General features: G+C 69.0%; 24 protein-coding genes. 20 read left to right on the plus strand and 4 right to left on the minus strand.

What is annotated here, in order from left to right; all coding sequences use genetic code 11:
- The first annotated feature begins 879 nt into the window (after positions 1-879).
- Together IF09_RS0109730 and IF09_RS0109735 are read left to right on the plus strand one after the other, a co-directional pair.
- Entirely contained in the window at positions 880-1,347 is a 468-nt protein-coding gene (locus IF09_RS0109730; protein WP_030294005.1) for a GntR family transcriptional regulator, read from the plus strand.
- Positions 1,344-1,916, plus strand: a complete 573-nt coding sequence (locus tag IF09_RS0109735) for an HD domain-containing protein (protein ID WP_030294007.1) — start codon at positions 1,344-1,346, stop codon at positions 1,914-1,916. The genes IF09_RS0109730 and IF09_RS0109735 overlap by 4 nt, the downstream gene beginning before the upstream one ends.
- Here IF09_RS0109735 and IF09_RS0109740 read toward each other — a convergent pair.
- Together IF09_RS0109740 and IF09_RS0109745 are read right to left on the minus strand one after the other, a co-directional pair.
- Positions 1,904-2,377, minus strand: coding sequence for an NUDIX domain-containing protein (locus IF09_RS0109740; protein ID WP_030294008.1), 474 nt, complete (start codon positions 2,375-2,377; stop codon positions 1,904-1,906). The two genes, IF09_RS0109735 and IF09_RS0109740, sit on opposite strands and share 13 nt — an antisense overlap.
- A 2-nt stretch (positions 2,378-2,379) precedes the next feature.
- A complete protein-coding gene (locus tag IF09_RS0109745; protein WP_030294009.1) occupies positions 2,380-3,138 on the minus strand; it encodes a helix-turn-helix domain-containing protein in 759 nt (252 codons plus the stop codon).
- Positions 3,139-3,736: 598 nt separating this feature from the next.
- Between IF09_RS0109745 and IF09_RS0109750 the strand changes: the two genes are divergently transcribed.
- From IF09_RS0109750 to IF09_RS0109815, 14 genes are all read left to right on the plus strand, one after another.
- Entirely contained in the window at positions 3,737-4,042 is a 306-nt protein-coding gene (locus tag IF09_RS0109750; protein WP_030294012.1) for a hypothetical protein, read from the plus strand.
- Entirely contained in the window at positions 4,039-4,695 is a 657-nt protein-coding gene (locus IF09_RS0109755; protein ID WP_030294013.1) for a GGDEF domain-containing protein, read from the plus strand. Before IF09_RS0109750 ends, IF09_RS0109755 begins: the two co-directional genes overlap by 4 nt.
- The gene (locus IF09_RS0109760) at positions 4,692-5,669 is read left to right on the plus strand and encodes a hypothetical protein (protein WP_030294015.1); all 978 of its coding nucleotides are present in this window, start codon (positions 4,692-4,694) and stop codon (positions 5,667-5,669) included. The genes IF09_RS0109755 and IF09_RS0109760 overlap by 4 nt, the downstream gene beginning before the upstream one ends.
- Before the next feature lie 49 nt (positions 5,670-5,718).
- Complete coding sequence (locus IF09_RS0109765; RefSeq protein ID WP_030294017.1) at positions 5,719-6,099, plus strand: RRQRL motif-containing zinc-binding protein; 381 nt, start codon at positions 5,719-5,721, stop codon at positions 6,097-6,099.
- A gap of 89 nt (positions 6,100-6,188) precedes the next feature.
- Positions 6,189-8,363, plus strand: a complete 2,175-nt coding sequence (locus tag IF09_RS0109770) for a cell division protein FtsK (protein ID WP_030294019.1) — start codon at positions 6,189-6,191, stop codon at positions 8,361-8,363.
- 141 nt (positions 8,364-8,504) lie between these two features.
- Entirely contained in the window at positions 8,505-8,756 is a 252-nt protein-coding gene (locus IF09_RS0109775; protein WP_030294021.1) for a hypothetical protein, read from the plus strand.
- A 34-nt stretch (positions 8,757-8,790) separates the two neighbouring features.
- Positions 8,791-8,985 (plus strand): hypothetical protein, encoded by a 195-nt coding sequence (locus IF09_RS0109780; protein ID WP_030294022.1) that lies wholly within the window; start codon positions 8,791-8,793, stop codon positions 8,983-8,985.
- 5 nt (positions 8,986-8,990) lie between these two features.
- Positions 8,991-9,437, plus strand: a complete 447-nt coding sequence (locus IF09_RS0109785; protein ID WP_078613161.1) for a hypothetical protein — start codon at positions 8,991-8,993, stop codon at positions 9,435-9,437.
- Positions 9,438-9,451: 14 nt separating this feature from the next.
- Positions 9,452-9,607, plus strand: coding sequence for a hypothetical protein (locus IF09_RS45530; RefSeq protein ID WP_158709941.1), 156 nt, complete (start codon positions 9,452-9,454; stop codon positions 9,605-9,607).
- Between the two features lie 4 nt (positions 9,608-9,611).
- On the plus strand, positions 9,612-10,118 hold the full coding sequence (locus IF09_RS0109795) for a hypothetical protein (protein ID WP_030294026.1): 507 nt from the start codon (positions 9,612-9,614) through the stop codon (positions 10,116-10,118).
- A gap of 84 nt (positions 10,119-10,202) precedes the next feature.
- Positions 10,203-11,057, plus strand: a complete 855-nt coding sequence (locus IF09_RS0109800) for a bifunctional DNA primase/polymerase (protein WP_030294028.1) — start codon at positions 10,203-10,205, stop codon at positions 11,055-11,057.
- A gap of 2 nt (positions 11,058-11,059) precedes the next feature.
- Positions 11,060-12,535, plus strand: coding sequence for an ATP-binding protein (locus IF09_RS0109805; protein ID WP_030294029.1), 1,476 nt, complete (start codon positions 11,060-11,062; stop codon positions 12,533-12,535).
- 499 nt (positions 12,536-13,034) lie between these two features.
- Positions 13,035-13,271, plus strand: a complete 237-nt coding sequence (locus IF09_RS0109810; RefSeq protein ID WP_030294031.1) for a helix-turn-helix transcriptional regulator — start codon at positions 13,035-13,037, stop codon at positions 13,269-13,271.
- Between the two features lie 74 nt (positions 13,272-13,345).
- The gene (locus IF09_RS0109815; RefSeq protein WP_030294033.1) at positions 13,346-14,623 is read left to right on the plus strand and encodes a tyrosine-type recombinase/integrase; all 1,278 of its coding nucleotides are present in this window, start codon (positions 13,346-13,348) and stop codon (positions 14,621-14,623) included.
- Positions 14,624-14,635: 12 nt separating this feature from the next.
- Here IF09_RS0109815 and IF09_RS0109820 read toward each other — a convergent pair whose 3' ends face one another.
- Together IF09_RS0109820 and IF09_RS0109825 are read right to left on the minus strand one after the other, a co-directional pair.
- Positions 14,636-16,165 carry a helix-turn-helix domain-containing protein gene (locus tag IF09_RS0109820; RefSeq protein ID WP_030294036.1) on the minus strand — a complete coding sequence of 510 codons (1,530 nt, stop codon included), beginning with the start codon at positions 16,163-16,165 and terminating at the stop codon, positions 14,636-14,638.
- Between the two features lie 157 nt (positions 16,166-16,322).
- A complete protein-coding gene (locus tag IF09_RS0109825) occupies positions 16,323-18,233 on the minus strand; it encodes an amidohydrolase (RefSeq protein WP_037634482.1) in 1,911 nt (636 codons plus the stop codon).
- A 104-nt stretch (positions 18,234-18,337) separates the two neighbouring features.
- Here IF09_RS0109825 and IF09_RS0109830 point away from each other — a divergent pair, with 104 nt between their 5' ends.
- From IF09_RS0109830 to IF09_RS0109845, 4 genes are all read left to right on the plus strand, one after another.
- Positions 18,338-19,354, plus strand: a complete 1,017-nt coding sequence (locus IF09_RS0109830) for a LacI family DNA-binding transcriptional regulator (protein ID WP_030294040.1) — start codon at positions 18,338-18,340, stop codon at positions 19,352-19,354.
- 199 nt (positions 19,355-19,553) lie between these two features.
- Entirely contained in the window at positions 19,554-22,271 is a 2,718-nt protein-coding gene (gene acnA / locus IF09_RS0109835) for an aconitate hydratase AcnA (RefSeq protein WP_030294042.1), read from the plus strand.
- Between the two features lie 313 nt (positions 22,272-22,584).
- A complete protein-coding gene (ngcE, locus tag IF09_RS0109840; protein ID WP_037634517.1) occupies positions 22,585-24,012 on the plus strand; it encodes an N-acetylglucosamine/diacetylchitobiose ABC transporter substrate-binding protein in 1,428 nt (475 codons plus the stop codon).
- Between the two features lie 22 nt (positions 24,013-24,034).
- A complete protein-coding gene (locus tag IF09_RS0109845; protein ID WP_030294045.1) occupies positions 24,035-24,979 on the plus strand; it encodes a carbohydrate ABC transporter permease in 945 nt (314 codons plus the stop codon).
- The last annotated feature ends 11 nt before the right edge of the window (positions 24,980-24,990 follow it).

The raw sequence follows: 24,990 nt of genomic DNA on the forward strand, positions 1-24,990 counted from the left end.
AATAGCGTAGAGGTGAATTCTGTTTGGTGATCACGAGGCGTCCGTCTCTGTGGGTGTCAATTACCTGCTTTATGGTCCGCGGACCCGCGCTGGTCGTGGCGATGTTTCCCGAACTGCTGTCCCAGAGGGACAGATTTGACCGCATTTCGGTGCCGGAATGTTCGGTGGCAGGCAGGCGCGGCGGCCACCATCGCACTGAGCTATGTCTGGCGGCTTCGTCGAGTTTGTCGGTCTTGAGTCCGCCGGATCGGGCATCGACGGAGGCGGGTGGTGTCGTTTACGGGGTGCGCGGTGATCCTGTCCCCTCTGAATAGGTGACTTCGTTAATATGGGTGGACGTCGTGAGGGCGGGCGCCTTGTGTGTTCCCCCGGACAAGTTGCCTGGTGAGGTGCGGTCTTTTGTGTCACGTCTCTGTGATAGCGGAGACGCGTACGCTCCCATACCCAGGGCGTTTGAATTCTCACCCTGATGGGCGAGCCTCTTCACCGGAGAAACGATCACTCGTGGCCTATTTGAGAGCCGCAGGGATTAGCCACCGGGAGCTTCCAAGGCGCGGGCTGAACGTCGAGATCGTTACAGCCGTGGAGCCGACGGGGACCCAGCCACGGTGTATGGCCGCTGTGTATCCGGCCGCTGGCTGAAGGCACGGCACGAACGCAGGCTGGGCTGGACCGAAGCTGAAACGGGAGCGCGGGCCCGGCTGCGGCCTGAGTCGGGAGCGGTGAGCGGAGCGAGCCGCCATGCTGGGGGAGGGAAGCCTTCATGGTGCTCCGGTGTCCTGGGATGGGCGTGCGCACCAGTACCGGGCAGACGACGACGGCTCTCCAGCTGTTCATGCGAGTCTTAAGGGCGACGTCGGGAGCAGACAGGGAGATCAAGTGTCGGAGCAGGTCAGCCCTCGCGGGACCTTCTTGAGGGTCGCTGACGCGTTGAAGGCCCAGATCGTGTCTACCCCGGAGATGGCCGAGTTGCCGTCACTGCCGCAAGTTATGGACGCCTATGGCGTCTCACGGGGCGTGGCGCTCAGGGCGTTTCAGGTGCTCCAGAAGGAAGGGGTAGCCGAGCCGGTGCCCGGTGCCCGGTGGCGCGTGGTCCGCGAAGGGCAGAGCACGGACCGGCGGCCGTTGGCAGAGCGAGTGGCGGCACTCATCGTGTCTGAGCGGCTGGAAGTCGGGGCAGCGTTTCTGAGTGCAGGCGAGCTGTCTTCGCGACTCGGGGCATCCCGCCCCACCATCAGCAAAGCGCTGACGCAGCTTGAGGCCGCGGGAGTGCTGAGCGAGGGTGGGCAGGGCAAGCGGCGAACGGTTCGGGCTGTTCCGAACCAGGAGGAGGACTCGAAGACTTGAGCACCACAACGCTGACGGAATGGGCATACCCGCTCGCGGAGTCGCTGCTGGCTGAAGAACTCCCGCGCCGGTGGCAGCACTCCCTCGGGGTCGCGGGGAGGGCTCGCAAGTTGGTGCCGATTCTGGGTGCGGACTCTGAGCTGCTGGAGGCCGCGGCGGTATTGCACGACATCGGTTACGCCTCCGCCCTCGCCAAGACGGGGTTCCACCCGCTCGACGGTGCGCGGTATCTCCGGGACACGGCCGGCGCGGACGAGCGGGTGGTGCGGCTGGTCGCTCACCACTCCTGCGCGTGGATGGAGGCGGACGCCCGCGGGCTCCGCGAGGAACTTGAGGACGAGTTCCCGCGCGAGGCCCCCGAGCTGGCCGATGCGCTCTGCTTCTGCGACATGAACACCACCCCGGACGGCGTCCCCACCAACCCCGTGGACAGGGTGGACGAGATCGCTGGGCGGTACGGCCCGGACAGCCTTATCGGAATGTTCATCCGCCGCGCGGAGCCCGAGATCCTGCTGAGCTGTGCGCGCGTGCACGAGCGGCTGGCCGCCGCCAAGTGTCAGCCGATGTAAGGTGCGCTCCGAGACGCATCCATCGCGTGCTCGATGCGCAGACGCATGGTCGAGTGGATGTCCAACTCTGCGAGTTCGGACGGATCCACCCAGCGCACCTGGGTCGTCTCGTTGCTCGTACGGACGTCTCCGCCGATCGGCCGGGCCCGGAAGCAGATGCTGAACTGCTGCCGGGCCTCGCCATCGTCGTAGAGCATGACGTGTCCGGGGTCCGTGTAGATCCCCGACATGTCGACCACCTCGGCCTTGATCCCAGTCTCTTCCCAGACCTCGCGCACCACGGTGTCACTGATTGATTCGCCGACGTCGTGGCCGCCGCCCGGAAGGGCCCATCGCCCGTTGTCGGAGCGCTGGATCACGAGCACCTGACCCTCGTCGTTCTGCACGAAAGCGACGACGGAGGGCACGACGGAGTTGGCCGCCGGCGCCTGAGGATCGTGGAGATAGTCGATGCGTCCCATGCTCATGCTCCCGTGATGTCGTGGTCGGCTACCTGGCGCGCGCCTCCCCAGGTCTGTTCGATGCTATTCGCATACGTGTCGAAGAGACCGCCGCCAGGAAGTCTCCGCAGGTGGAGAACCGGCGCCATGTACGCCCCGATGCCGTAGACGTGGGTGTTCACGAGCATCTCGTCGTCGGCGCGGAACAGAGAGTTGTACAGGGTTGCGTCGTGCAGCCGGAAGCCGATGTCCGGATGGCTGGCGAAGAGCGGCTGGTAGTTCATCAGGGCGTTGCGAATCTTGCCGTCCATGATGCGGTGGCCCTCATCTATGCCGCGCTGCTCGACTGCGCGACAGCCAGGGTCTCCCAGCAGGATGCGTACCTGGGTGTTCCCCTGCACCTTCCGCTTCAGTAGGTCATGGAACTGAGGGTCCTCGGAGAGCCACAGCCCTGAGTACACGAGGACATCGACGTGCTTCTCGGCGCGCTCATAGATGTCGCGCCACAGGCTGCTCGGGACCATGTGCCGATGCGGGTAGACCGTGAGGATCTCGGCCTTGCTCAGGTCCGTCGCGCTCTCAACTGCGCGGGAGTCGTCCCACAGGGTCGTGACGTCGACCTTGAGGAACGCGGCCGTGGCGTACTGGTGCCGGCGGTACGGCACTTTGTCCTGGGTGATCCAGCGCTCGACCGTCTTCGGATTGACATCGATCGCTTCGGCGAGGTCCTGCAAGGTCTTGCCCTGCGCCAAAAGGGCTGACCGTAAGCGTTCGTTGGACATCTCCACCCTCCGCTGGGACGTCTTGGGATCTCTTGAAGGTAGCCAGATATCCCAGCAGGTGTCCATCGCGGGGGTGCACAACGCCCGCCACCTGCACCGATTCTGATGGAGCGCCAAGGAAGTCCCGGCGCGAAGCCAAGAGGGTCCGCCAGCGTGCTTGACGGAGGTCGATGCAGTACCTGTAATAGAGGTACTGCATCGGTCCTGCAAGGGACTGGCTGCTTGATCTACAACGTCGCGCCCGGAGATCCCCGTGAGACGGGATCGAAGGAAGCACTCGCTCCTTGAGAACTGAACAGCGTGCCAAGTGAGACGAGTCGGGGCGTGGCCCCCGTCCCCACGGCGACGGGTTGTCGCCGGCGGCAACACCTTGTCTCGCGTACCGGCTCTGAGAACGCCCCTCCTCGGGGGTGCCACCCGGTACGTGCCGCCCTGCTGGCGTCAGAGCAGTGACGATGACGCACCCGATTCCCAGGCTCGGGGCCGGAGCGCCGTGGCAGCGGTGCGCCGGTGAAGCCTCGCCCCATTTCGGGGCGGTCGCCTCTCGCCAAAGACCGCGACCGCCCCTGCCGTCCCTTCGACTTCAGGAGAGAGCACCATGCGTACCTACGTCGGTAGCCATGAGGCTGTCAGCGTCAACGAGTTCATCGAGCTGGCCCTCGGCACCCCGCTTGAGCTATGGATCGGGGTGGAGGGCGAGAGCGCGGAGGAGCGTGAGGCCCGCCTGGATGCGGCCCGCGACATCCTCGCCGAGTACCCCAGCCTGCCGGACGACGTGAGCCGGGTCGCCGCCCAGGTGATCGAAGCCAACGCGCCGGAGCTGTTCAACATCGCCCCTCTGATGCGGCGGCCCGCCGGCCGTCGCCCGGCAGCTCGGCCGGGCCGTAAGGGGGTCGCGGCATGAGCCACACCGTGACTGCCCTCTCTGCTGCGCTGCCGTTAGCGGCCGGCTGGTCCCTGCACAGCCTGCGCTTACGGCGCCGGTTGGAGGTCGCCCGCCACGACCCGCTCACCGGTCTCCTCACCCGTGACGCGTTCGCACAGCGTGCCGCCCGGATGCTGGCCAAGGGGCGGAGCGCGGTCTATGTCATCGACTTGGACCGGTTCAAGGCGATCAACGACACCCACGGCCACGCCGCCGGGGACGTTGTCCTCCGCACGGTCGGGCAGAGGCTGAGCCGCTGGGCTGATGAGAACGCGGCCGTGGTCGTTCGCCTTGGCGGGGACGAGTTCGCCGCGGTTGCCCCGGTGTTCAGCCGCGAGGACCTGCTGTGGACGCTGACGGAGCTGGCCCGCTTGCTCGAGGAGCCTGTTCACGCGGGCGGCCACATGTTCATCGTGGGCGCGTCCATCGGTGCGGTCGCCTACGACCCGGCGACGGACAGCGCGGATGTGTCGGCGCTGCTGCGGGTGGCGGATGAGCAGATGTACCGGGCCAAGCGGGGCGGTGCTCCGTGGATGGATGCGCGGAGCCTCACGCCGGAGCAGGCGACGGTCAATGGCCGCCGCGCCGGCCGCCGCGGCACCACGGGCGGCGGATCGGAGACGGCCGCATGAACGACGTTCAGATCCGTTCAGCAGAGAAGGCCCTGTCGGTCGGCACCTGGCTGATCGTCGCCGGAGCCATGCTCTACTCCGTCCTGACGGTCACCCCGCTGATGACGGACCACACACCCGCCGAATGGGGCTGGACCGCCCCGATCCTGCCGCTGGTCGTGGACGCCGCCGTCGTGATCGTGGTCCGCCTCGACTCGGTCCTGGCCCGCCTCGGCGGGCAGGGCGGACGCTGGCCCATCGCACTGCGTTGGATGACCGGCGCCATGACCCTGGCCCTGAACGTGGCCGACTCCGCCCTGCAAGGAGACCTGGTCGGCGTCGCAGTCCACTCCGTCGCCCCGCTCCTCCTGATCGTCACGGCTGAGACCGGGCTGGCGTACCGGCGGGCCATCACCGCCGCCGTGGCTGCCCTGAAGGAGGAGGAGCGGGCCGAGCGTGAAGCCCGACGGCAGGCTGCCGTGGACCGCGAGGAGCGGGCCGAGCGCCGCGAACGTGAGCGGCGCGATCACGAGGCCCAGCTGGCCCGTGAACAGCGCGACCATGAGGCCCGCCTGGCCCGTGAACGCGCTGAACACGAGGAGCGCGACCGCGAAGAAGCCCGCGAGGCCCGGGAACGCAGCGAGCGTGAACGTCTTCAGCGCGAGCGTGAACAGCAGCAGCGGGACCGTGAACGCCGTGAACGCGAGCTGGCGGAGCGCCGCGAGCAGCAGGAGCGCGAGCGGGCGGAGCGTGAACGCCGTGAACAGATCGAGCGGGCAGAGCGGGCTGAGCGTGAACGTGCCGCGCTGCTGGCTGCCGGCCCCGCCACGGAGAAGCTGTCTGAGGAGCAGGCCCGCCAGGTCGTGCGGGCCGCCTACTCGGCGGAGCTGCCGGTGCGGGCCGCGTCCGAGCTGACTGGCTGGTCCATCGGCTGGGTCTCCTCGCGCTACAGCGAACTGCGCCAGAGCCCGGTTCTGGAAGGAGCCGCGGTGTGACGCTCTCCCCGCTCACCGCCCGCGACGCAGCCGGTTGTGAGGGCGCCTGATGTCTCTGACGTTCGGCAAGTGCTTCGACCCGGACGGAACCAGCTTTGGGATACCCACCTACCCGTGGCGCCTGGCCCCTGAGGGTCTCGCCACCCGTCGGCAGCTTCGCGCTCAGGGGCTGCGGCCCGGCGGGCAGCCGGTCGCCGCGCAGGTACTGCGGCCCCGGTTCCGGCGCGGCCCGCTGGTCGCCTACCTCTACTGCCTCGAGAGGGCCAAACCGGTCCGCCCGATGACCGCGGGCAAGGCCGCCGCTCTCGCCAAGGCGATGACGGCCCGCCGCACCTGCCCCCGGTGCTCCACCGACGCCGGATACGTCATCCCGACCTCGCTCGGCATGTGCGTGACCTGCGCCTACCCCGAAGAACGGCGCGCCGCCTGAACGAAAGCACCGATCACACGGGCCCGACCGCTCACCTCTCACAGCAGTCGGCCGGGCCCGTCTTTCCCTCGCTCTGGAAGGAAGCTCCAGTGAAGCACCACGACAATGAGCACGACTCCAACCAACCCGAGGCCGAGATCACCGACTTCGGCAGCAACCCGGGCGCCGAGGTAGTCGACCTCGGCAAGGCCCGCTCCGCCCGCTCAGCCGACACCGGCTCTGTCGGGCCGGACGAGGCACCCCGCCCTCTGGTCGACGGACCGGACGTGAAGGGGCCTGGGTACCTCGGCCGCCTGATGGGCGCCCGCCGCCGGGCGATCGTTCCCGCCTGGCTCAAGTCCACGGCTGAGCTGAAGACCGCCGCCGCCTGGGTGGCCGGTCACTACGGCCACATGGTCGGCTTCCACGCCTTCCGTTCCCCCGTCTACGCCGCCCGCCTCGCTCTCCAGTCGCCGCGCGGGGCTGCGAAGTTCATCGGCGGGACCATGCGCTGGGTCGCCGACAAGGAAGGCGACCCGGTCCGCCTGGCGATGGTGCAGAAGGAGGATGCGGCCACCTACCTGAAGCTGTCGCGGCAGCGAGACGGCCGTGTCCGCTTGCGCACCCTGGTCCTGCTCCTCGCGTCCGTGATCGGGTTTGGCGCCGCGCTTGCCCTGTACGTGCTGGCCCCGGCCTGGCTCATGGCCGTCTCCGTCAGTGCCGTGGTGCTGGCCCTCGGCTACGCCGGGGAGGCGCCGGACGCTCCGGTGATCCACCGGGCGGTGGAGCTCGCCAAAGTCCAGAAGCTCACCTCGGACATCGTCCTGCGGGCCCTGGCAGCCCTGTCCATCTCGCAGATCAACCAGGCCATCGCCAAGGGCCGGGACGGGTTCGTGTTCACCGCCCCGATCACCCGCGACGGCCCCGGATGGCGTGCCGAGGGTGACCTCCCGTACGGCGTGACAGTCTCGGACGTGATGGACCGCCGAGACCGCCTCGCCTCCGGCCTGCGCCGGCCGCTGGGCTGTGTGTGGCCCGAGGCGGTGCCTGACGAGCACACCGGAAGGCTGGTCCTGTGGGTCGGAGACCAGGACATGTCCAAGGCACAGCAGCCGGTATGGCCGCTGGCCAAGGCTGGCAGCGTGGACCTGTTCAAGCCCACCGCATTCGGCACCGACCAGCGCGGACGCTGGGTGGAGATGTCCCTGATGTACATCGCGGGGATCGTCGGCGCGATCCCGCGTATGGGCAAGACGTTCCTGCTCCGCCTGCTCCTGCTGATCGCAGCCCTCGACCCGCGGGCGGAGCTGCACACCTACGACCTCAAGGGCACCGGCGACCTCGACCCGGTCGGGGACAAGTGCTCCCACCGCCACCAGGCCGGTGAGGACGACGAGAACATCGAATACGCCATCAAGGACATGCGGGCCCTGCGCGAGGAACTGCGCCGCCGGGCCAAGACGATCCGCTCCCTGCCCCGCGACATCTGCCCCGAGTCCAAGGTCACCTCGGAGCTGGCCAGCAAGAAGTCGCTCGGCCTGCACCCGATCGTGATCGGCGTGGACGAGTGCCAGGTCTGGTTCGAGCACCCCAAGTACGGGGGTGAGTTCGAGGAGATCTGCACCGACCTGGTCAAGCGCGGGCCGGCCACCGGCGTCACGCTGCTGCTGGCCACCCAGCGGCCGGACTCCAAGTCCCTGCCGACCGGCATCAGCGCCAACGCCTCCACCCGGTTCTGCATGAAGGTCATGGGCCAGATCGAGAACGACATGGTCCTGGGCACCGGCTCCTACAAGCGGGGCATCCGGGCGACCATGTTCGCCTGGGGTGACAAGGGCATCCACTACTTCGTCGGAGAGGGCAACGATGCCCGCATCGTCCGCTCCGTCTACGTGGACGCACCCGCCGCCGAGACCATCGCCAACCGGGCCCGTCGGCTCCGCGAGGACGCGGGAACCCTCTCCGGCCACGCCCTCGGCGAGACTCCCGAGGCCGAGACGGCCACCGCGTACGACCTGCTCGCCGACATCCTCGCCGTCGTCCCGGCCGAGGAGCCCAAGGTCTGGTCCGAAACGGTGGTGGCCCGCCTGGCCGAGCTCCGCCCGGAGGTCTACGGCGGCTGGGAGCCCGAACAGCTCGCCTACACCCTCAAGCCGCACGGCATCCCCACCGGCCAGGTCTGGGGCAAGACCGACGAAGGCAAGGGCGCCAACCGCCGCGGCATCGAACGCACCAAGGTCGCCACCGCTGTAGCGGAGCGTGACGGAAAGCGGGACGCGGGCTAGCCCCGACCCGCAGCTAGACCTAGCGGAGCACCCCGCTAGGTCTAGCACTGCGCCTAGCGATCAAAACAATCCCTGATCAGGCCACTAGTTCTCTAGTGGCCTCCCCCCGGCACGCCCGGAAACAGCCCTGGGAGGCCTCTTGTGACCCTCGCCCTCACCGCTAGCCTGCTCGCCCTCATTCTCACGCTCAGTTACGCCGGACTGTGTGCGGTGTCGCCGTTCGGCAACTGCCGCAAGTGCCGCGGCTTCGGCTACGCACTCAAGACCGACCGCCGCGGACGGCTCAAGCCCGGCAAGACCTGCCGCCGCTGCCGAGGCGACCGCAAACGCATACGCGTCGGCCGCCACCTCTACAACGTCGCCATGCGCCTCCACCGCGACGGCACCCGCTGACACCCACGCCCAACCTCACCGACTGGAGTACTCCATGGGCTTCACGATCTCCGCCGTCCTGCTCTTTGGCATCGCCTCGTTCTTCGTCCTCAAGACCAAGGCCGCTGGCGCCGGGGCCGCCATCGTCCTGTTCCTCTTCGGGTTCTTCGCCGCCGGGACCGGCGCGTACGAGCCCATCACCAACCTCGTGCAGTCCGCCGCCGCAGCCCTCACCGACATCGCCGAGTAGGAGGCATCACCGTGAACCACGAACCCGCCCGCTGGGAGACCACCGAGGCTCACCTCCCCGTCCCGCTGCCGACCGCACCGCTGGTTCCCGTCCAGCAGCCGCACCTGCCGGACGTCCAGACCATCCAGCTCCCCGACGGCCGACTCATCACCGGCTACGCCATCGCCCCCACCAAGGCCCCCGAGCCCATTCCGGAGCGGCCGGCCATCAACCCGCTCGCCGTGAACATCGCCCTCGGCGGTCTCGGCTTCGCCGCCGCCTGCGGCGGCCTGATGCTCCTGACCACCTTCATCGCAGCCCTGGCCGCGTTCATCCATCAGCTCATCGTCCTGGCCGCCGTCATCTTCGGCGGCTTCATCGCCACCCAAGTCCTCGGCACCAACCGCGGCACGGGCGGAACGGTCGTCAACATCCGCCGGGCCGTGATCAAGCGCAACCACTTCCACCACTGACCCAAGGAGCACACATGGACATCGACCAACACGAGGTCGTGAGCGTGGAGATGGACTGGGACCTCCTCGACCGCCCCTATGTCCGGCGCGTCACCCGCCTTCAGCTGGGCGAACTCCTGCTCCAGCTGGACGACATGGCTGCCCAGACGGAAGCCGAAGAGGAGAACTGACGCCATGTTCGAGATCCGCGTCGTCTGCACCCCGACCGAAGCCGACGAGATCACCGAGGCCCTGGCTGAAACGTTCACGACCGGCGCGGTGCGCCGGCACCTCACCCGCGACGGGGAGCGCGTCCGCCTGTACGTCACCGCCGAGCAGCAGCCCAGCCACTGGCCGACACCCGAAGCTGCCTACGCCACCGCGCCGAGCATCATCAGCGAGATCGGCTGGACCGCCCGCGGGACCCGGGACTGTCTGCACGGCATCCAGGTCCGTGAGTTCTGGCTCCGCAAGGCCGCGCTCCTGGACCGCATCGCGCTCACCGACGGCGACCCTGTGAGCGGCGACGCCGCGACCCTCGCCGTCGAAGCGGCCCGTCGCCTGATGGAAATCGACCACGCCGCAGGACTCGGCCCCAACGGCTACGCGGACGGGCCGTACACCCCGGACCACCCGGACAGCATCCGCGAACCCCGCGGGTACGTCCGCCAGGAGTACGCCCTCTGGAACCGGCACCACTAGCTGTGCCCGGGGCGGTCGCCTCTCGCCAAAGACCGCGACCGCCCCGGCTCTCCACGCCCTTCGACAGAACTGGAGACCACCAGCATGACTCATCAAGCACCTCCCGCGCTGCTCTCCCTGGCACTGGCCCTCGCCGAAGCCAACGTGCCCGTGCTGCCGCTCCGGGAAGGGAAGCGCCCATTCGGGAACTGCCGCACCTGCACTCGCTCTGCGTGCGGCGACCGGCCACACATGAAGGCTGCCGGCCCCTGCCAGTGCCCCGCGCCCTGCCACGCCTGGGGCGCCGCCACGACTGACACCGCCGTTCTCACCTCCGCCGCATGGGCCGGAGCGTGGCGGCAGGCTCAGGCCGTCGCCTACCACCCCGGTGGCGCCGGGCTCACCGTCGTGGACCTAGACAACGCTGAAGCGGTCGAATGGGCCCGCCAGAACCTGCCCACCACCAAGACCGTGGTGACGACGCGCGGAGAGCACTGGATCTACTTCGGCACCATGACCTCCCCCAACGGCGTACGGCCCGGCGTGGACATCAAGTCCTTGATGTCCTATGCCCTCTGGCGCGGCCCCGGGATCGGCACGATGCAACTCCTGCCGGACGTCGTCCGCGAGCTGGCCGTGAAAGAGCCCACCGCGGTCCCGCCGACACTGTGCACCGTCACTGTGCCCGTGTTGGCCGGGGGTGGGGAGTGCCGCCACCGCTCGCCCGTCTACCTGGAACGTGGCATCGCCATGGCGGAGCAGCGCATCAACGGGGCGACCGACACCATCCACAAGACCGTGTACCGGACGTTCCTGGCGGTGCTGTCCGCCCACGGATGGTGCAGCTGCCTCACCGAGGCACACATGGAGCGGCTGTTCACCGCTGCACAGGCTAAGGGCGAGTCCCTGCGGAACTGCGAAGACGCCTGGGCCAACGCCCGCACGAAGCTGGGGATGTAGCCATGCCCGAGGAAGAGAAGACTCCGGCCCGCGAGATCATCACCGACTACGCCCAAGCCCACTTCCGGTACTTCCGCACCACCGAAGGCACCGTGTACGCGCAGAAGAACGGCCACCCCGTGGCCCGTCCGATCCGCTCCCAGGGCACGACCGGCAGCCACCGGCAGGAACTCATGGTCGGCCTGTTCCACGACGGGCTCGGCGTGTTCAACGGCACCGCGCTCAAGGAGGCGTTGGACTTGATCGAAGCACTCGCGCTCAGCCAGGACGTACAGGCCACTCACATCCGCGTGGCCCCGGGATTCGACGGCGCGACCTGGCTGGACCTCGGCCGCAACGATGGCAAGTCCGTACGCATCCACCCCACCGGCTGGGAGATCCTCACCCCCGATCCGCGGGAGGTGTGCTGGCGGCGCACTCAGCTCACCGGCGAACTCCCCCTCCCCGAGAAGGACACCGACGGCAAAGGCATCGACCTCCTGCTGCAGCTGTGCAACTTCGCAGGCGCGGACAGCGAGTGCCTCGCTGTCGCGTGGCTGATCGGCTGCCTGGAGCCGTCCGTGCCCGTCCCTGCACCGTTCCTCACCGGCCCCCAGGGCGCCGGCAAGTCCACCGCAGCTCGCATGCTGATGCGGATCATCGAGGGCATGAGCGGCGACCTGCGACGGGCACCGAAGGATGAAGAGAACCTGATCACGGCCGTTGCCGCCGGATGGGTCACCGCCCTGGACAACCTCTCCCACCTGCCCCCGGATCTGTCCGACCTGATGTGCTGCATCGTCACCGGCGCCGAGAGCATCAAGCGTGCCCTGTTCACCGACGGCGACGTCGTCCGCTCCCGCTACCGCCGCCCCCTCCTGCTGACCGGCATCGACGTGGGCGTCATCCGCCCCGACCTCGCAGAACGCCTCCTGCCCCTGCGCCTGGTGCGGCCCCGGGTGCGCCGGACGGAGGCGGAGTTGTGGGCGGAGTACGAGCAGGTGCTGCACGTCATTCTCGGCTCGCTGCTGGACCTCACGGTGAAGGTGCGAGCCACCGAGGCCGACATCCCCACCGACCTGCGGATGGCGGACTTCGCCCACCTCTGCGCCCAGCTCGACGCAGCCAAGGGGCTCGGAGCGCTGAACGCCTACCGGGCCAGCCTCGACGAACTCAACGACGACGTGATCGAAGGTGACCTCCTCGCACAGACCGTCCTCAAGCACGCTGTCGGCCTCGAGCCCGGGGTGGAGGTCAGGATGACCTCGACCGAGTGGCTGCACGCCCTCACCCAGCTCTACACCGGAGAGGACTTCCGAGCTCTGCCCAAGGGGTGGCCCACCACCGGCAAGGTCTTCTCCGACCGCCTCAAGCGGCTCCAGCCGACCCTCGCCGCCCGCGGCGTCTTCGTCGACTGGGGCCGCACCAGGACCGCCCGCTACATCGAGATGACCCGCCCCGCCGCCCCGCCGGCGGACCAGCCGGATCCGATGTTCTAACCCGCGCCACTGCGACGGGTCCCGGCTCAAGCAAGAGGAGCACCCGGCGCCGGGGGGCGTGCTCCTCTTGTAGTTCCGGCGGCTTGCCGCCGCTGCAAGGGACGTGCCGCGCAGCGGCCCGCTCTTTCACGTTCTAAGACGCACCGCACCACAACAGACACCACCCCCTCTTTTCCTAAGAAAAGAGACGCTGCGTCACCCGTGTCACCACCGGGCACCGAACGGCCCGTGACCTGTGGCTACAGCGGTGACGCAGACGGCCAACGGCTGCGTCATCACGCGTCACCCACGTCACCAGCCCGCGTCACCCGGTGACACGGGTGACGCGGACGGGTGACACAGGACCGACCCCTATGTCACCGAAAACTGCAGGTCAGACAGGTAAATGACACAGGCGCCGCAGTGACGCAGAAATCCCAACCTCGGACACACCCGCAGCCCCGCCGCTTCCCCGGCAGGGCTCAACAGCCCTTGCCCAGCCCAATCCGCTGGAGGAGCAATGCCTGTCCCAAGCGACCCCCGCGCCATCCTGCGCGGCGGACTCCCCGACCGCTACCTCACGCCCGATGACGTCTCCGAACTTCTCGAAGTACCAGTGGAAACCCTCTACCAGTGGCGCAAGAAGCGGACCGGCCCGCCCGGATTCCGCGTCGGCAGGCACACCCGCTACGACCCCGCCGACGTCTACGACTGGATCGCCGAGCAGAAGCGCAAGGACATCAGCCGCGCCGCCTGAACCGACCACACCACCGCCGAGGGCGGGCCCACCCGGGCCCGCCCTCTCCCGTTCCCCCTCGAAAGGCCCCTCACGTGGCAGGACACATCCAAGACCGCTGGTTCAAGACCGAGACCGGCCCCGATGGCAAGACCCACCGAGTCAAGAGCGACCGGCACGGAAGCGGGATGCGGTACCGAGCCCGCTACGTCAGCCCGACCGGTGCCGAGAAGAGCAGGTCGTTCCCCGACAAGCAGAGGCGCCTCGCCGAGGCGTGGCTGACGCAGATCGCCGCCGACATGTCGCGCGGGCAGTACATCGACCCTGATGCGGGCAAGGTGACGTTCCAGGACTACGCCACCACGTGGTTGGCCTCCCAGACGACCGACATGTCGACGATCGACGCGATCGACCAGCGCTTTCGGCTGCACATCTTCCCGCACATCGGCCACCGGCCCATGAGCGCCTTCCTGCCGGCGCACATCCGGGCCTGGGGGCGCGTCCTGCAAGACGCGGGACTTGCATCGTCGTACCAGCGGGTGATCTTCGCCAACGTGTCAGCGGTGTTCGGCGCCGCCGTCGACGACGGCGTCATCCACCGGAATCCCTGCCGTGCGGGATCGGTCCGGCCGCCCCGCAGGGACGTACGGAAGCTCAAGCCGTGGCCGCGTGAACGCGTCCTCGCGGTACGCGAGGCCCTGCCCGTGCCGTACCGGAAGGTGGTCGACGTCGGCGCGGGATGCGGCCTGCGGCAAGGGGAGATCTTCGGGCTTGCCGTCGATGAAGTCGACTTCCTCGGGGGCGTCGTGCACGTCGTGCGTCAGGTGAAGATGGTCAGGGCGAAGCTGGTGTTCGCCCCGCCGAAGGGCGGGAAGCTCCGCGACGTGCCGCTGCCCGACTCCGTGGCGTTCGCTCTCGCCGAGCACATCACCCAGCGGCCGCCGATCAGCGTCACGCTGCCGTGGAAGACGCCGGACGGGCCGCCGGTCACGGCGTCGCTGCTCTTCTACTCACGAGAGCGGAAGACGGTGAATCGCAACTTCTTCAACATGCGGGTGTGGAAGCCCGCGCTAGTCACGGCCGGCGTCATCCCGCCGCGCGAGCCGGGGAAGCGGTTCACTCAGTCACGCGAGCACGGCATGCACGCCTTACGGCACTTCTACGCGTCCGTCCTGCTCGATGCGGGGGAGAACATCAAGGCCCTGTCGGAGTACCTGGGTCACGGCGACCCCGGGTTCACTCTGCGGACCTACACGCACCTCATGCCCAACAGCCAGGCGCGAGCGCGAAGGGCCGTCGACGGGGTCTTCCGCGGGGGCGGAGACACCGGCGACGGCCCACAGACGGCCCAGGAGGACGGGAATCCGTCCTGACCTGCGGCGTACTTAAATGTCGCGGAAGATTTCGATCTGGGCGCCCACCGAGTTGAGGCGTTCCGCCAGTTCCTCGTAGCCGCGGTTGATGACGTAGACGTTGCGCAGGACGGAGGTGCCCTCCGCCGCCATCATGGCCAGGAGGACGACCACCGCCGGGCGCAGGGCCGGCGGGCACATCATCTCCGCCGCGCGCCAGCGCGTCGGGCCCTCGACCAGGACGCGGTGGGGGTCCAGGAGTTGGAGGCGGCCGCCGAGGCGGTTCAGGTCCGTCAGGTAGATGGCCCGGTTGTCGTACACCCAGTCGTGGATCAGGGTCTGGCCCTGGGCGGCGGCCGCGATGGCCGCGAAGAACGGGACGTTGTCGATGTTCAGCCCGGGGAACGGCATCGGGTGGATCTTGTCGATCGGCGCCTCGAGCTTCGAGGGGCGGACCGTCAGGTCGACCAGGCGGGTGCGGTTGTTGTCCGCCGTGTACTCCGCCGAGCGGTCGTGGTCGAGGCCCATCTCCTCCAGCACCGCGAGCTCGATCTCCATGAACTCGATCGGGACCCGGCGGATCGTCAGCTCCGACTCCGTGACCACCGCGGCCGCGACCAGGCTCATCGCCTCGACCGGGTCCTCGGAGGGCGAGTAGTCCACGTCCACGTCGATGTTCGGGATGCCGTGGACGGTCAGGGTCGTCGTGCCGATGCCCTCCACGCGCACGCCCAGCGCCTCCAGGAAGAAGCACAGGTCCTGGACCATGTAGTTGGACGAGGCGTTGCGGATGACCGTGACGCCTTCGTGCCGGGCGGCGGCCAGCAGTGCGTTCTCGGTGACCGTGTCCCCGCGCTCGGTCAGCACGATCGGGCGGCCCGGGGAGACCCCGGCCTCGACCTTCGCGTGGTAGATGCCCTCGGTCGCGGTGATGTCCAGGCCGAAGCGGCGCAGGGCGATCATGTGCGGCTCGATGGTGCGGGTGCCGAGGTCGCAGCCACCGGCGTACGGCAGGCGGAACTGGTCCATCCGGTGCAGCAGCGGACCCAGGAACATGATGATGCTCCGGGTGCGGCGGGCCGCGTCCGCGTCCATGGCGTCCATGTCGAGGCGGGCCGGCGGGACGATCTCGAGGTCCACGCCCTCGTTGATCCAGCGGGTGCGGACACCGATGGAGTTCAGGACCTCGAGGAGCCGGTAGACCTCCTCGATGCGGGCGACCCGCCGCAGGACCGTACGGCCCTTGTTGAGCAGCGAGGCGCACAGCAGCGCCACGCACGCGTTCTTGCTCGTCTTGACGTCGATGGCGCCGGACAGCCGGCGGCCGCCGACGACCCGCAGATGCATCGGGCCGGCGTAGCCCAGGGAGACGATCTCGCTGTCGAGAGCTTCACCGATTCGGGCGATCATCTCAAGGCTGATGTTCTGGTTGCCGCGCTCGATCCGGTTCACGGCGCTCTGGCTGGTGCCGAGTGCGTCCGCGAGCTGACTCTGCGTCCAGCCCCGGTGCTGCCGGGCGTCACGGATGAGCTTGCCGATGCGTACGAGGTAGTCGTCTGCCATGGATGCACCGTATCTCAGATATGAGATGCCTCCTGCTTCGGGTGTGGCAGACGGGTGTTACCGACCGTCAGATGCCCTGATGTCGCTTTCACCCGCCTCTTCGCCCGCCTCCCTCAACGCATCACTCCCATTGCGGACATTCTGCCCATGGTGTGCATCAGTGTCCGCAGGCGTGGTGCCGGCCGCCGTGCACCGCCGCGTACGAGGCCGGGCGCGGACCGGATGCCGCCCGGGCTGCCCGGGCCGCCGCGGCGCGGCCCGTCGCCGAGTCCGCGTCGTGCACCACCCGGCCGCCGACCAGGGTCATCCGTACGCCCGTCCCGCTGATGTCGGCCACCGGACAGCGGGTCACATCCCGGTCCAGCACCACCAGGTCCGCCGCCTTGCCCGGCTCCACCGTCCCCGTCATCCCCTCCTGCCTCAGCTGCCATGCCGTCCCCGACGTGTGCATCCGCAGCACCGAGGTCCGGCTCAGCCCCTCCGACTCCCGGTGCAGCTCGCCCGTGCCGTACGCGCCCTGCCGGTCGATCGCGGTCCGCAGCTGGTTCCACACCTGCAGCGCGTCCACGGGCCAGTCCGAGCCGCCGGTCAGCCGGGCCCCCGCCCGCTCCAGGCTGCGTGCCGGGTACATCCACCGGTGGCGCTCGGGCCCGATGTACGGGAGCAGCGCCTCCATCGTCCAGGTGTCCTCGGCGGCCCACTGGAGCTGCATGCACGCGGCGACGCCCAGCTGCGCGAAGCGCCGCAGGTCTGCCGGGTCCACGATCTGCAGATGCGCCACGGCATTGCGCGCATCCCGCTGTCCTGTCACCCGGCGGGCGTACGCGTATCCGTCCAAAGCCGTCCGTACCGCCCGGTCTCCGAGGCCATGGGCGTGCAGCTGCCAGCCGGCCTTGTTGAACGCGGCCGTGAGCCGGCCGTAGTCCGCCGCCGAGGTGTACAGCTCGCCCCGGTTGCCGGTCGGCTTCCCGTGTCCGTCCAGGTACGGCTCCAACAGCGCGGCGGTCTGCGCCGGGTACTCGATGACCCCGTCCAGGAACACCTTGACCATCCCGAACCGCAGGCCCCGTACCCCCTCGAACTCCTCTCGCAGCCCGCGCGCGTACGCGAGCGAGGCCGCCGGGTCCTTGGTCTGCTCCGCCTCCAGCCGGATCGCCGGCACGATCCGCTGCGGCAGCTTCCCCGCAGCCGACAGGGCCTGGTAGAGCTCCAGCTCGTGCCGCCCCACCAGGGCGTCCATCATCGTGGTGACCCCGGACGCGGCAGCCAGCTCCAGCACCTTCGCGCAGGCCGCCACCAGTGCGGCCCGCGAGGGCTCCGGGATATGCCGCTTCACCAGCTCCTGGGCGTCGTCCTTCAGGACGCCCGTGGGCTGCCCGTCCGGGCCCTTCACGATCCGGCCGCCGACCGGGTCCGGGGTGGCGGCCGTGATCCCGGCGATCTCCAGGGCCCGCCGGTTCACCCAGAGGTTGTGCCCGTCGCCGCCGACCAGCGCGACGGGTCTGCGGGTCGCCAGCGCGTCCAGCACCGAGTGGTGCGGCACGCTCCCGGTCGGCAGCAGCCCGACCGGATTCCAGTCCTCCACCACCAGCCAGGCGTCGGGCTCCGCACCAGCGCCCCCCGTGTCGGCGAGGAAGCCGGCCAGCAGCTCCCGGAGCTCGGGCAGGGTGGTCTCCGCCCCCTCCAGCGAGGGCCGCAGGGAGCGGTCGCCGGCGCCCAGCGGGTGCACGTGCCCGTCGTGGACGCCGCTCATCACGGTGTTCCCGTGCGCGTCGACGACCTCGGTGTCCCGCCCGATGTGCCGGCGCACCGCCGAACCGCTTCCGGTGGCCAGGATCTTCCCGTCCCGGCCGACCGCGACGGCCTCCACCGGTGCCCCGCCGCCGGCGGTACCGGTGAACACCCGCGCGTGGTGGATCACCAGGGCGGCCGAACCGCGCGACCCGGAGCCGGAGGGGGCGGCCGCCGCCGGCCCCGCACCCAGCAGACCGGCCGCGCCCGCCGCGCCGACGGCCCCGAGAAGGCCCCGCCGCGAGAGGGGAGAAGGCGAAGCAGAAGTAGAGGTCATGGCCACTCCAAACGTTGGTGTGGCCCGGACACTGTTTGATTAACCCCTTAACCAGAACCCACCGCCGCCGACGAAATCCGCACCGCCGTCCGTACGATGACCCCGTGCCCGGGCCCGGACCGACCATCGCCGACATCGCGCGCGCCGCGGAGGTCTCCACCGCGACCGTCTCGCACGCGCTGGGCGGCACCGGCCGCGTCGGCGAGTCCACCCGCCGCCGGGTCCGCGAGGTGGCGGCCGCCCTCGGCTACAGCGCCGGCCGCGGCCCCCGCACCCGTACGCTCGGCCTCGCCGTCACCACGTACGCGGGCTCCGCCTGGAACTTCGTCGAGATCGCCTACTTCTCGCGGCTGCTGACCGCCGCCACCGCCGCCGCCCACGCCCGCGGCTACGCCCTCACCGTGCTGCCCGCCGAGCGGGGCGCCGAGCCGCTCTGGCACACCCTCGCCGTCGACGGGATGCTCCTGCTCGACAGCCCGGCCGGCGACCCGGTGCTCCGCGCGCTGCGCGCCCGCGGCCTGCCGGTGGTCTTCGACGGCCGTCCCCCGGACCCGCGGCCCGCGGACGTGTGGGTGGACAACGATCACGAGGCCACCACCCGGGAGGTCCTGGACCACCTCGCCGCGTCCGGGGCCCGGCGGACAGCGCTGCACTCCGCCTACGGCCGGGAGTACTACACCGAGGCCGTCACCACCGCCTACACCCGCTGGTGCGCCGAGCGCGGGGCGGCCGCAGTGGTGGTCCCCTTCGACCCCGAGGACGCAGCGGGGCACGCCTTCGACGCCGCGTTCGCCGCGCCCGGCCGCCTCCGTCCCGACGCCGTGTACTGCGTGTACGACCCCGGCGGCCGCCAGGTGCTGGCCGCCGCCGCCCGGCACGGGCTGCGGATACCGGACGAGCTGCGTCTGGTCTGCGCGAGCGAGGATCCCTCGTACGCGGCCGGAGACCCGGCAGTGAGCACGGTGACGCTGCGGCCGGAGGTGATCGGCGAGAGGGCCGTCGCCGCGCTGGTCGCGCTGCTGGAGTCCCCGGACGGCGTACCGCCCGGCCAGCTGACCGTCCCGGCCGCGCTGACCGCGCGCACGTCCTCCCGTGCCGCTCCGGGCGGGCCTTCGCTGTGATCTGGCCCATGCCGTGCATGACCAGGGCGCGGCAATGCACTAGAGTTATCTCGACATCGAGATATCTGCCGAAGGCGTACCGCAGCCGCCCCTGCTGGTAAGGATTACCTAACTTAGCCTTACCTTAGCGGATTGGCCACAGGGCGTGGCGGCAGGATTGCGGTAAAACGCGCGAATTTCATGCATGAAGGAGACTGTCGTGTCGGCGAACAGCTTCGACGCCCGCAGCACGCTGCAGGTGGGCGACGAGTCGTACGAGATCTTCCGGCTGGACAAGGTTGAGGGCTCTGCCCGCCTTCCCTACAGCCTGAAGGTGCTGCTGGAGAACCTGCTCCGCACCGAGGACGGCGCGAACATCACCGCCGACCACATCCGGTCGCTCGGCAACTGGGACTCGCAGGCCCAGCCCAGCGAGGAGATCCAGTTCACGCCGGCCCGCGTGATCATGCAGGACTTCACCGGCGTCCCCTGCGTCGTCGACCTCGCCACCATGCGTGAGGCCGTGAAGGCCCTCGGCGGCGACCCGGCGAAGATCAACCCGCTCTCGCCCGCCGAGATGGTCATCGACCACTCGGTCATCGCCGACAAGTTCGGCACGAAGGACGCCTTCGCGCAGAACGTCGAGCTGGAGTACGGCCGCAACAAGGAGCGCTACCAGTTCCTGCGCTGGGGCCAGACGGCCTTCGACGACTTCAAGGTCGTCCCCCCGGGCACCGGCATCGTCCACCAGGTCAACATCGAGCACCTGGCCCGCACCGTCATGGTCCGTAACGGCCAGGCGTACCCCGACACCCTCGTCGGCACCGACTCGCACACCACCATGGTCAACGGCCTGGGCGTGCTGGGCTGGGGCGTCGGCGGCATCGAGGCCGAGGCCGCGATGCTCGGCCAGCCGGTCTCCATGCTGATCCCGCGCGTCGTCGGCTTCAAGCTGACCGGCGAGCTGCCGACCGGCACCACCGCCACCGACCTCGTGCTGACCATCACCGAGATGCTGCGCAAGCACGGTGTCGTCGGCAAGTTCGTCGAGTTCTACGGTGAGGGCGTCGCCGCCACCTCCCTCGCGAACCGCGCCACCATCGGCAACATGTCGCCGGAGTTCGGCTCCACCGCCGCGATCTTCCCGATCGACGACGAGACCCTGAAGTACCTGCGCCTGACCGGCCGCGACGCCCAGCAGGTCGCGCTCGTCGAGGCGTACGCCAAGGAGCAGGGCCTGTGGCTGGACCCGGCCGCCGAGCCGGACTTCTCCGAGAAGCTGGAGCTCGACCTCTCCACGGTCGTCCCCTCCATCGCCGGCCCGAAGCGCCCGCAGGACCGCATCGTCCTGGCCAACGCCGCCGAGCAGTTCGCCCAGGACGTCCGCAACTACGTGGACGACGTGGACGAGGCGGGCAAGGAGTCCTTCCCGGCCTCCGACGCCCCGGCGAACCACCCGAACGGTGCCCCGTCGAAGCCGACCCCGGTCACCCTGGCCGACGGCACCTCCTTCGAGATCGACCACGGCGCCGTCACCGTCGCCGCGATCACCTCCTGCACCAACACCTCGAACCCCTACGTCATGGTCGCCGCGGCGCTCGTGGCCAAGAAGGCGGTCGAGAAGGGCCTGACCCGCAAGCCGTGGGTCAAGACCACCCTGGCCCCGGGCTCGAAGGTCGTCACCGACTACTTCGACAAGGCCGGCCTGACCCCGTACCTCGACAAGATGGGCTTCAACCTCGTCGGGTACGGCTGCACCACCTGCATCGGCAACTCCGGTCCGCTGGACGAGGAGATCTCGAAGGCGATCAACGAGCACGACCTCGCGGTCACCTCGGTGCTCTCCGGCAACCGCAACTTCGAGGGCCGGATCAACCCCGACGTCAAGATGAACTACCTGGCCTCCCCGCCGCTGGTCGTCGCGTACGCCATCGCGGGCTCCATGAAGGTGGACATCACCAAGGACGCCATCGGCATCGACACCGAGGGCAAGCCGGTCTTCCTCCAGGACATCTGGCCGTCCGAGGCCGAGGTCAACGACGTCGTGGCGAACGCCATCGGCGAGGACATGTTCAGCAAGTCCTACCAGGACGTCTTCGCGGGCGACGCCCAGTGGCAGGCGCTGTCGATTCCGACCGGCAACACCTTCGAGTGGGACCCGCAGTCCACCTACGTCCGCAAGCCCCCCTACTTCGAGGGCATGACGATGGAGACCACTCCGGTCTCCGACATCGCCGGCGCGCGCGTGCTGGCGAAGCTGGGCGACTCGGTCACCACCGACCACATCTCCCCGGCCGGTGCGATCAAGGCCGACACCCCGGCCGGCAAGTACCTCACGGAGCACGGCGTCGAGCGCCGCGACTTCAACTCGTACGGTTCCCGCCGCGGCAACCACGAGGTCATGATCCGCGGTACCTTCGCCAACATCCGCCTGCGCAACCAGATCGCGCCGGGCACCGAGGGCGGCTTCACCCGCGACTTCACGGTCGAGGGCGCGCCGGTCTCCTTCATCTACGACGCCTCGCAGAACTACCAGGCCGCCGGCATCCCGCTGGTCATCCTGGCGGGCAAGGAGTACGGCTCGGGCTCGTCCCGTGACTGGGCGGCCAAGGGCACCGCGCTGCTCGGCGTCAAGGCCGTCATCGCCGAGTCCTACGAGCGCATCCACCGCTCGAACCTGATCGGCATGGGCGTGCTGCCCCTGCAGTTCCCGGAGGGCGCCTCGGCGGCCGCGCTGGGCCTCACCGGCGAGGAGACCTTCTCCTTCACCGGTGTGGAGGAGCTGAACAACGGCACCACCCCGCGCACGGTCAAGGTCACCACCGACACCGGTGTGGAGTTCGACGCGGTCGTCCGCATCGACACCCCGGGTGAGGCGGACTACTACCGCAACGGCGGCATCATGCAGTACGTGCTCCGCAACCTCATCCGCGGCTGAGCACCTTAGCCGCACCAGCGGCACCAGCGGCACCAAAGGGCCGTATCCCCGTTAAGGGGGTACGGCCCTTCCGCTTTTCCCGGCCCGGGCCAGGTTTCGGGGAGGTCTCAACTCGGAAAAGCTGACGGTCAACCCTGTGCATGATCTTGCTCACACGAGCGGAAGTGGACTATACCTGTGCCCGTCCGGATCACCGCGTTACGAGCGGTACCGGACCGGGGGATGGCGGGGACCTGCGGTGATGTCCGTATGCGCGGTGACCGTCGCGATTTCCGGCCTCCTTCACACTTCTGACGAAGGCGAGGACATGAGCATGGGATCCACTGGTGAGGGCATCGGCCGCCGTGACCTGATCAAGCGCTCCGTGGCACTGGGACTGATCTCGGTCCCCACGATGAGCTTCCTGTCCGCCTGCGCCTCCGGCGGCGAGGACACCTCCACGAAGGGGCCGGGCAAGGGTGCGGTGACCAAGGAGAACCCGTTCGGCGTGGCCAAGGGCGGCAAGCTCGACGTCGTCGTCTTCAAGGGCGGGTTCGGCGACGACTACGCGAAGGCCTGGGAGGCCGCCTTCGACAAGAAGTGGGGCACCACCAGCTCCCACCTGGGTACCCAGGAGATCGCCGCCAAGCTCCAGCCCCGCTTCAACGGCGGCAACCCGCCGGACGTCATCGACGACTCCGGCGCCCAGCAGATCAAGATCGACGTCCTCGCCAAGGGCGGCCAGCTCGCCGAGCTCACCCAGGTGCTCGACGCGCCCTCACTCGACGACCCGAGCAAGAAGGTCCGGGACATGCTTATCCCCGGCACCGTCGAACAGGGAACCCAGGGCGGCAAGTTCGTCGCGCTCTACTACGTCTACACGGTGTTCGGCTTCTGGTACTCGGGCAAGCTCTTCAAGGAGAAGGGCTGGGCCGAGCCGAAGACCTGGGACGAGTTCCTCGACATCTGCACCAAGGCCAAGGCCGCCGGCATCGGCGGACTCGCCCACCAGGGCAAGTACCCGTACTACATCAACGTCGTCATCATGGACCTGATCGCCAAGAAGGGCGGTCTGGAGGCCATGAAGGCGATCGACAACCTCGAGCCGAACGCCTTCGAGGGCAACCCCGCCGCCCTCGCCGCCGTCGAGGCGGTCTACGAGATCGTCGAGAAGGACCTGCTGATGGCCGGCACCAACGGCCTCACCCACACGGAGTCCCAGACCGCCTGGAACCAGTACAAGGCCGCCTTCATCCCCTCCGGCTCCTGGCTGGAGAACGAGCAGCTCAAGCAGACCCCGGACGACTTCGACATGAAGTTCCTGCCGGTGCCGACGCTCGCCGACAGCAAGCTGCCCTTCGAGGCCATCCGGGCCGGCGCCGGCGAGCCGTTCATCGTCCCGGAGAAGGCCGCCAACAAGCCCGGCGGCCTGGAGTTCCTCCGTTCGATGCTGTCCCGCGAATGGTCGACCCTCTTCGCCCAGCAGGCCAACTCCCTCACCGTCGTCAAGGACGGCGTCGACCCGAACGTCAAGCTGCGCCCCGGCACGGCGTCGGCGGTCGCGGCCGTCAAGACGGCCGGCACGAACACCTTCAACTACCTGTACCCCGACTGGTACAGCGAGATGGACACGGAGATCCAGAACGCGTCCAATGAGCTGATGGCCAAGCGGATCCAGCCAAAGGAATGGATCAAGCGGGCCCAGGCTGCGGTAGACAAGGCTGCCAAGGACCCGAACGCCAAGAACAACCACCGCAGCTGACCTCGTCCAAGGGGCGGACACCATGAGCCAAGTAGCCCAGGGCAAGGGAAGGGCCGGCTTCATCGCCGGCTTCCTCATCCTGCCGCTCGCGCTGTACCTGACTTTCGTCATCTGGCCGTACATCCAGACGTTCGGCTACTCCTTCACCAACTGGTCCGGACAGTCGCCCACGTTCGACTTCGTCGGCCTGGACAACTACGCCGCGCTGATGAAGGACGAGGTCTTCCGCGGCGCCCTGTGGCACAACCTGCTGCTCCTGGTGTTCGTCCCGGCCGTCACCATCCTGCTGGCCCTCTTCTTCGCCTTCATGGTGAACGCGGGAGGGCGCAGCGGGGCGGGCGGGGTGCGGGGCGTCCGCGGCTCCTCCGTCTACAAGATCGTCTACTTCTTCCCGCAGGTCCTGTCGCTGGCCATCCTCGCCGTGCTCTTCGGCGCCGTGTACCGCAGCGACGAGGGCGGCCTGCTCAACGGATTCCTCACCAAGCTGGGCCTGGTCGACCCGGCCCACCCCGTCGAATGGCTCAACCAGCCGGACCTCGTGCTGTGGTGCCTGCTCCTGGTGGTGGTCTGGCACGGGGTCGGCTTCTACCTCGTCCTCTTCTCGGCCGCCATGCAGTCCGTACCCAAGGACATCTACGAGGCCGCCCTGCTCGACGGCGCCGGGCGCGCCCAGACCTTCCTCAAGGTCACGCTGCCCCTGCTGTGGGACTCCGTGCAGACCTCGGCGGTCTACCTGGGCATCGCCGCGATGGACATGTTCGTCCTGGTGTCGACCATGACTTCCGGCCAGTTCGGCGGCGGGCCCGACCACCACAGCGAGGTCATGGCCACGGTGCTGATGCGCAACTTCCTGTACTTCGGCAAGAGCGGCTACGCCTGCGCCATGGGCGTGGTCATGCTCGTCCTGACCATGATCCTCTCCGTCGTCACGCTGCGCGCCACCCGCCGCGAGCGCATCGAGTTCTGAGAGGAGATCCC

The organism is Streptomyces katrae (genome assembly GCF_000717655.1).
GTDB classification, from domain to species: Bacteria; Actinomycetota; Actinomycetes; order Streptomycetales; family Streptomycetaceae; genus Streptomyces; species Streptomyces katrae_B.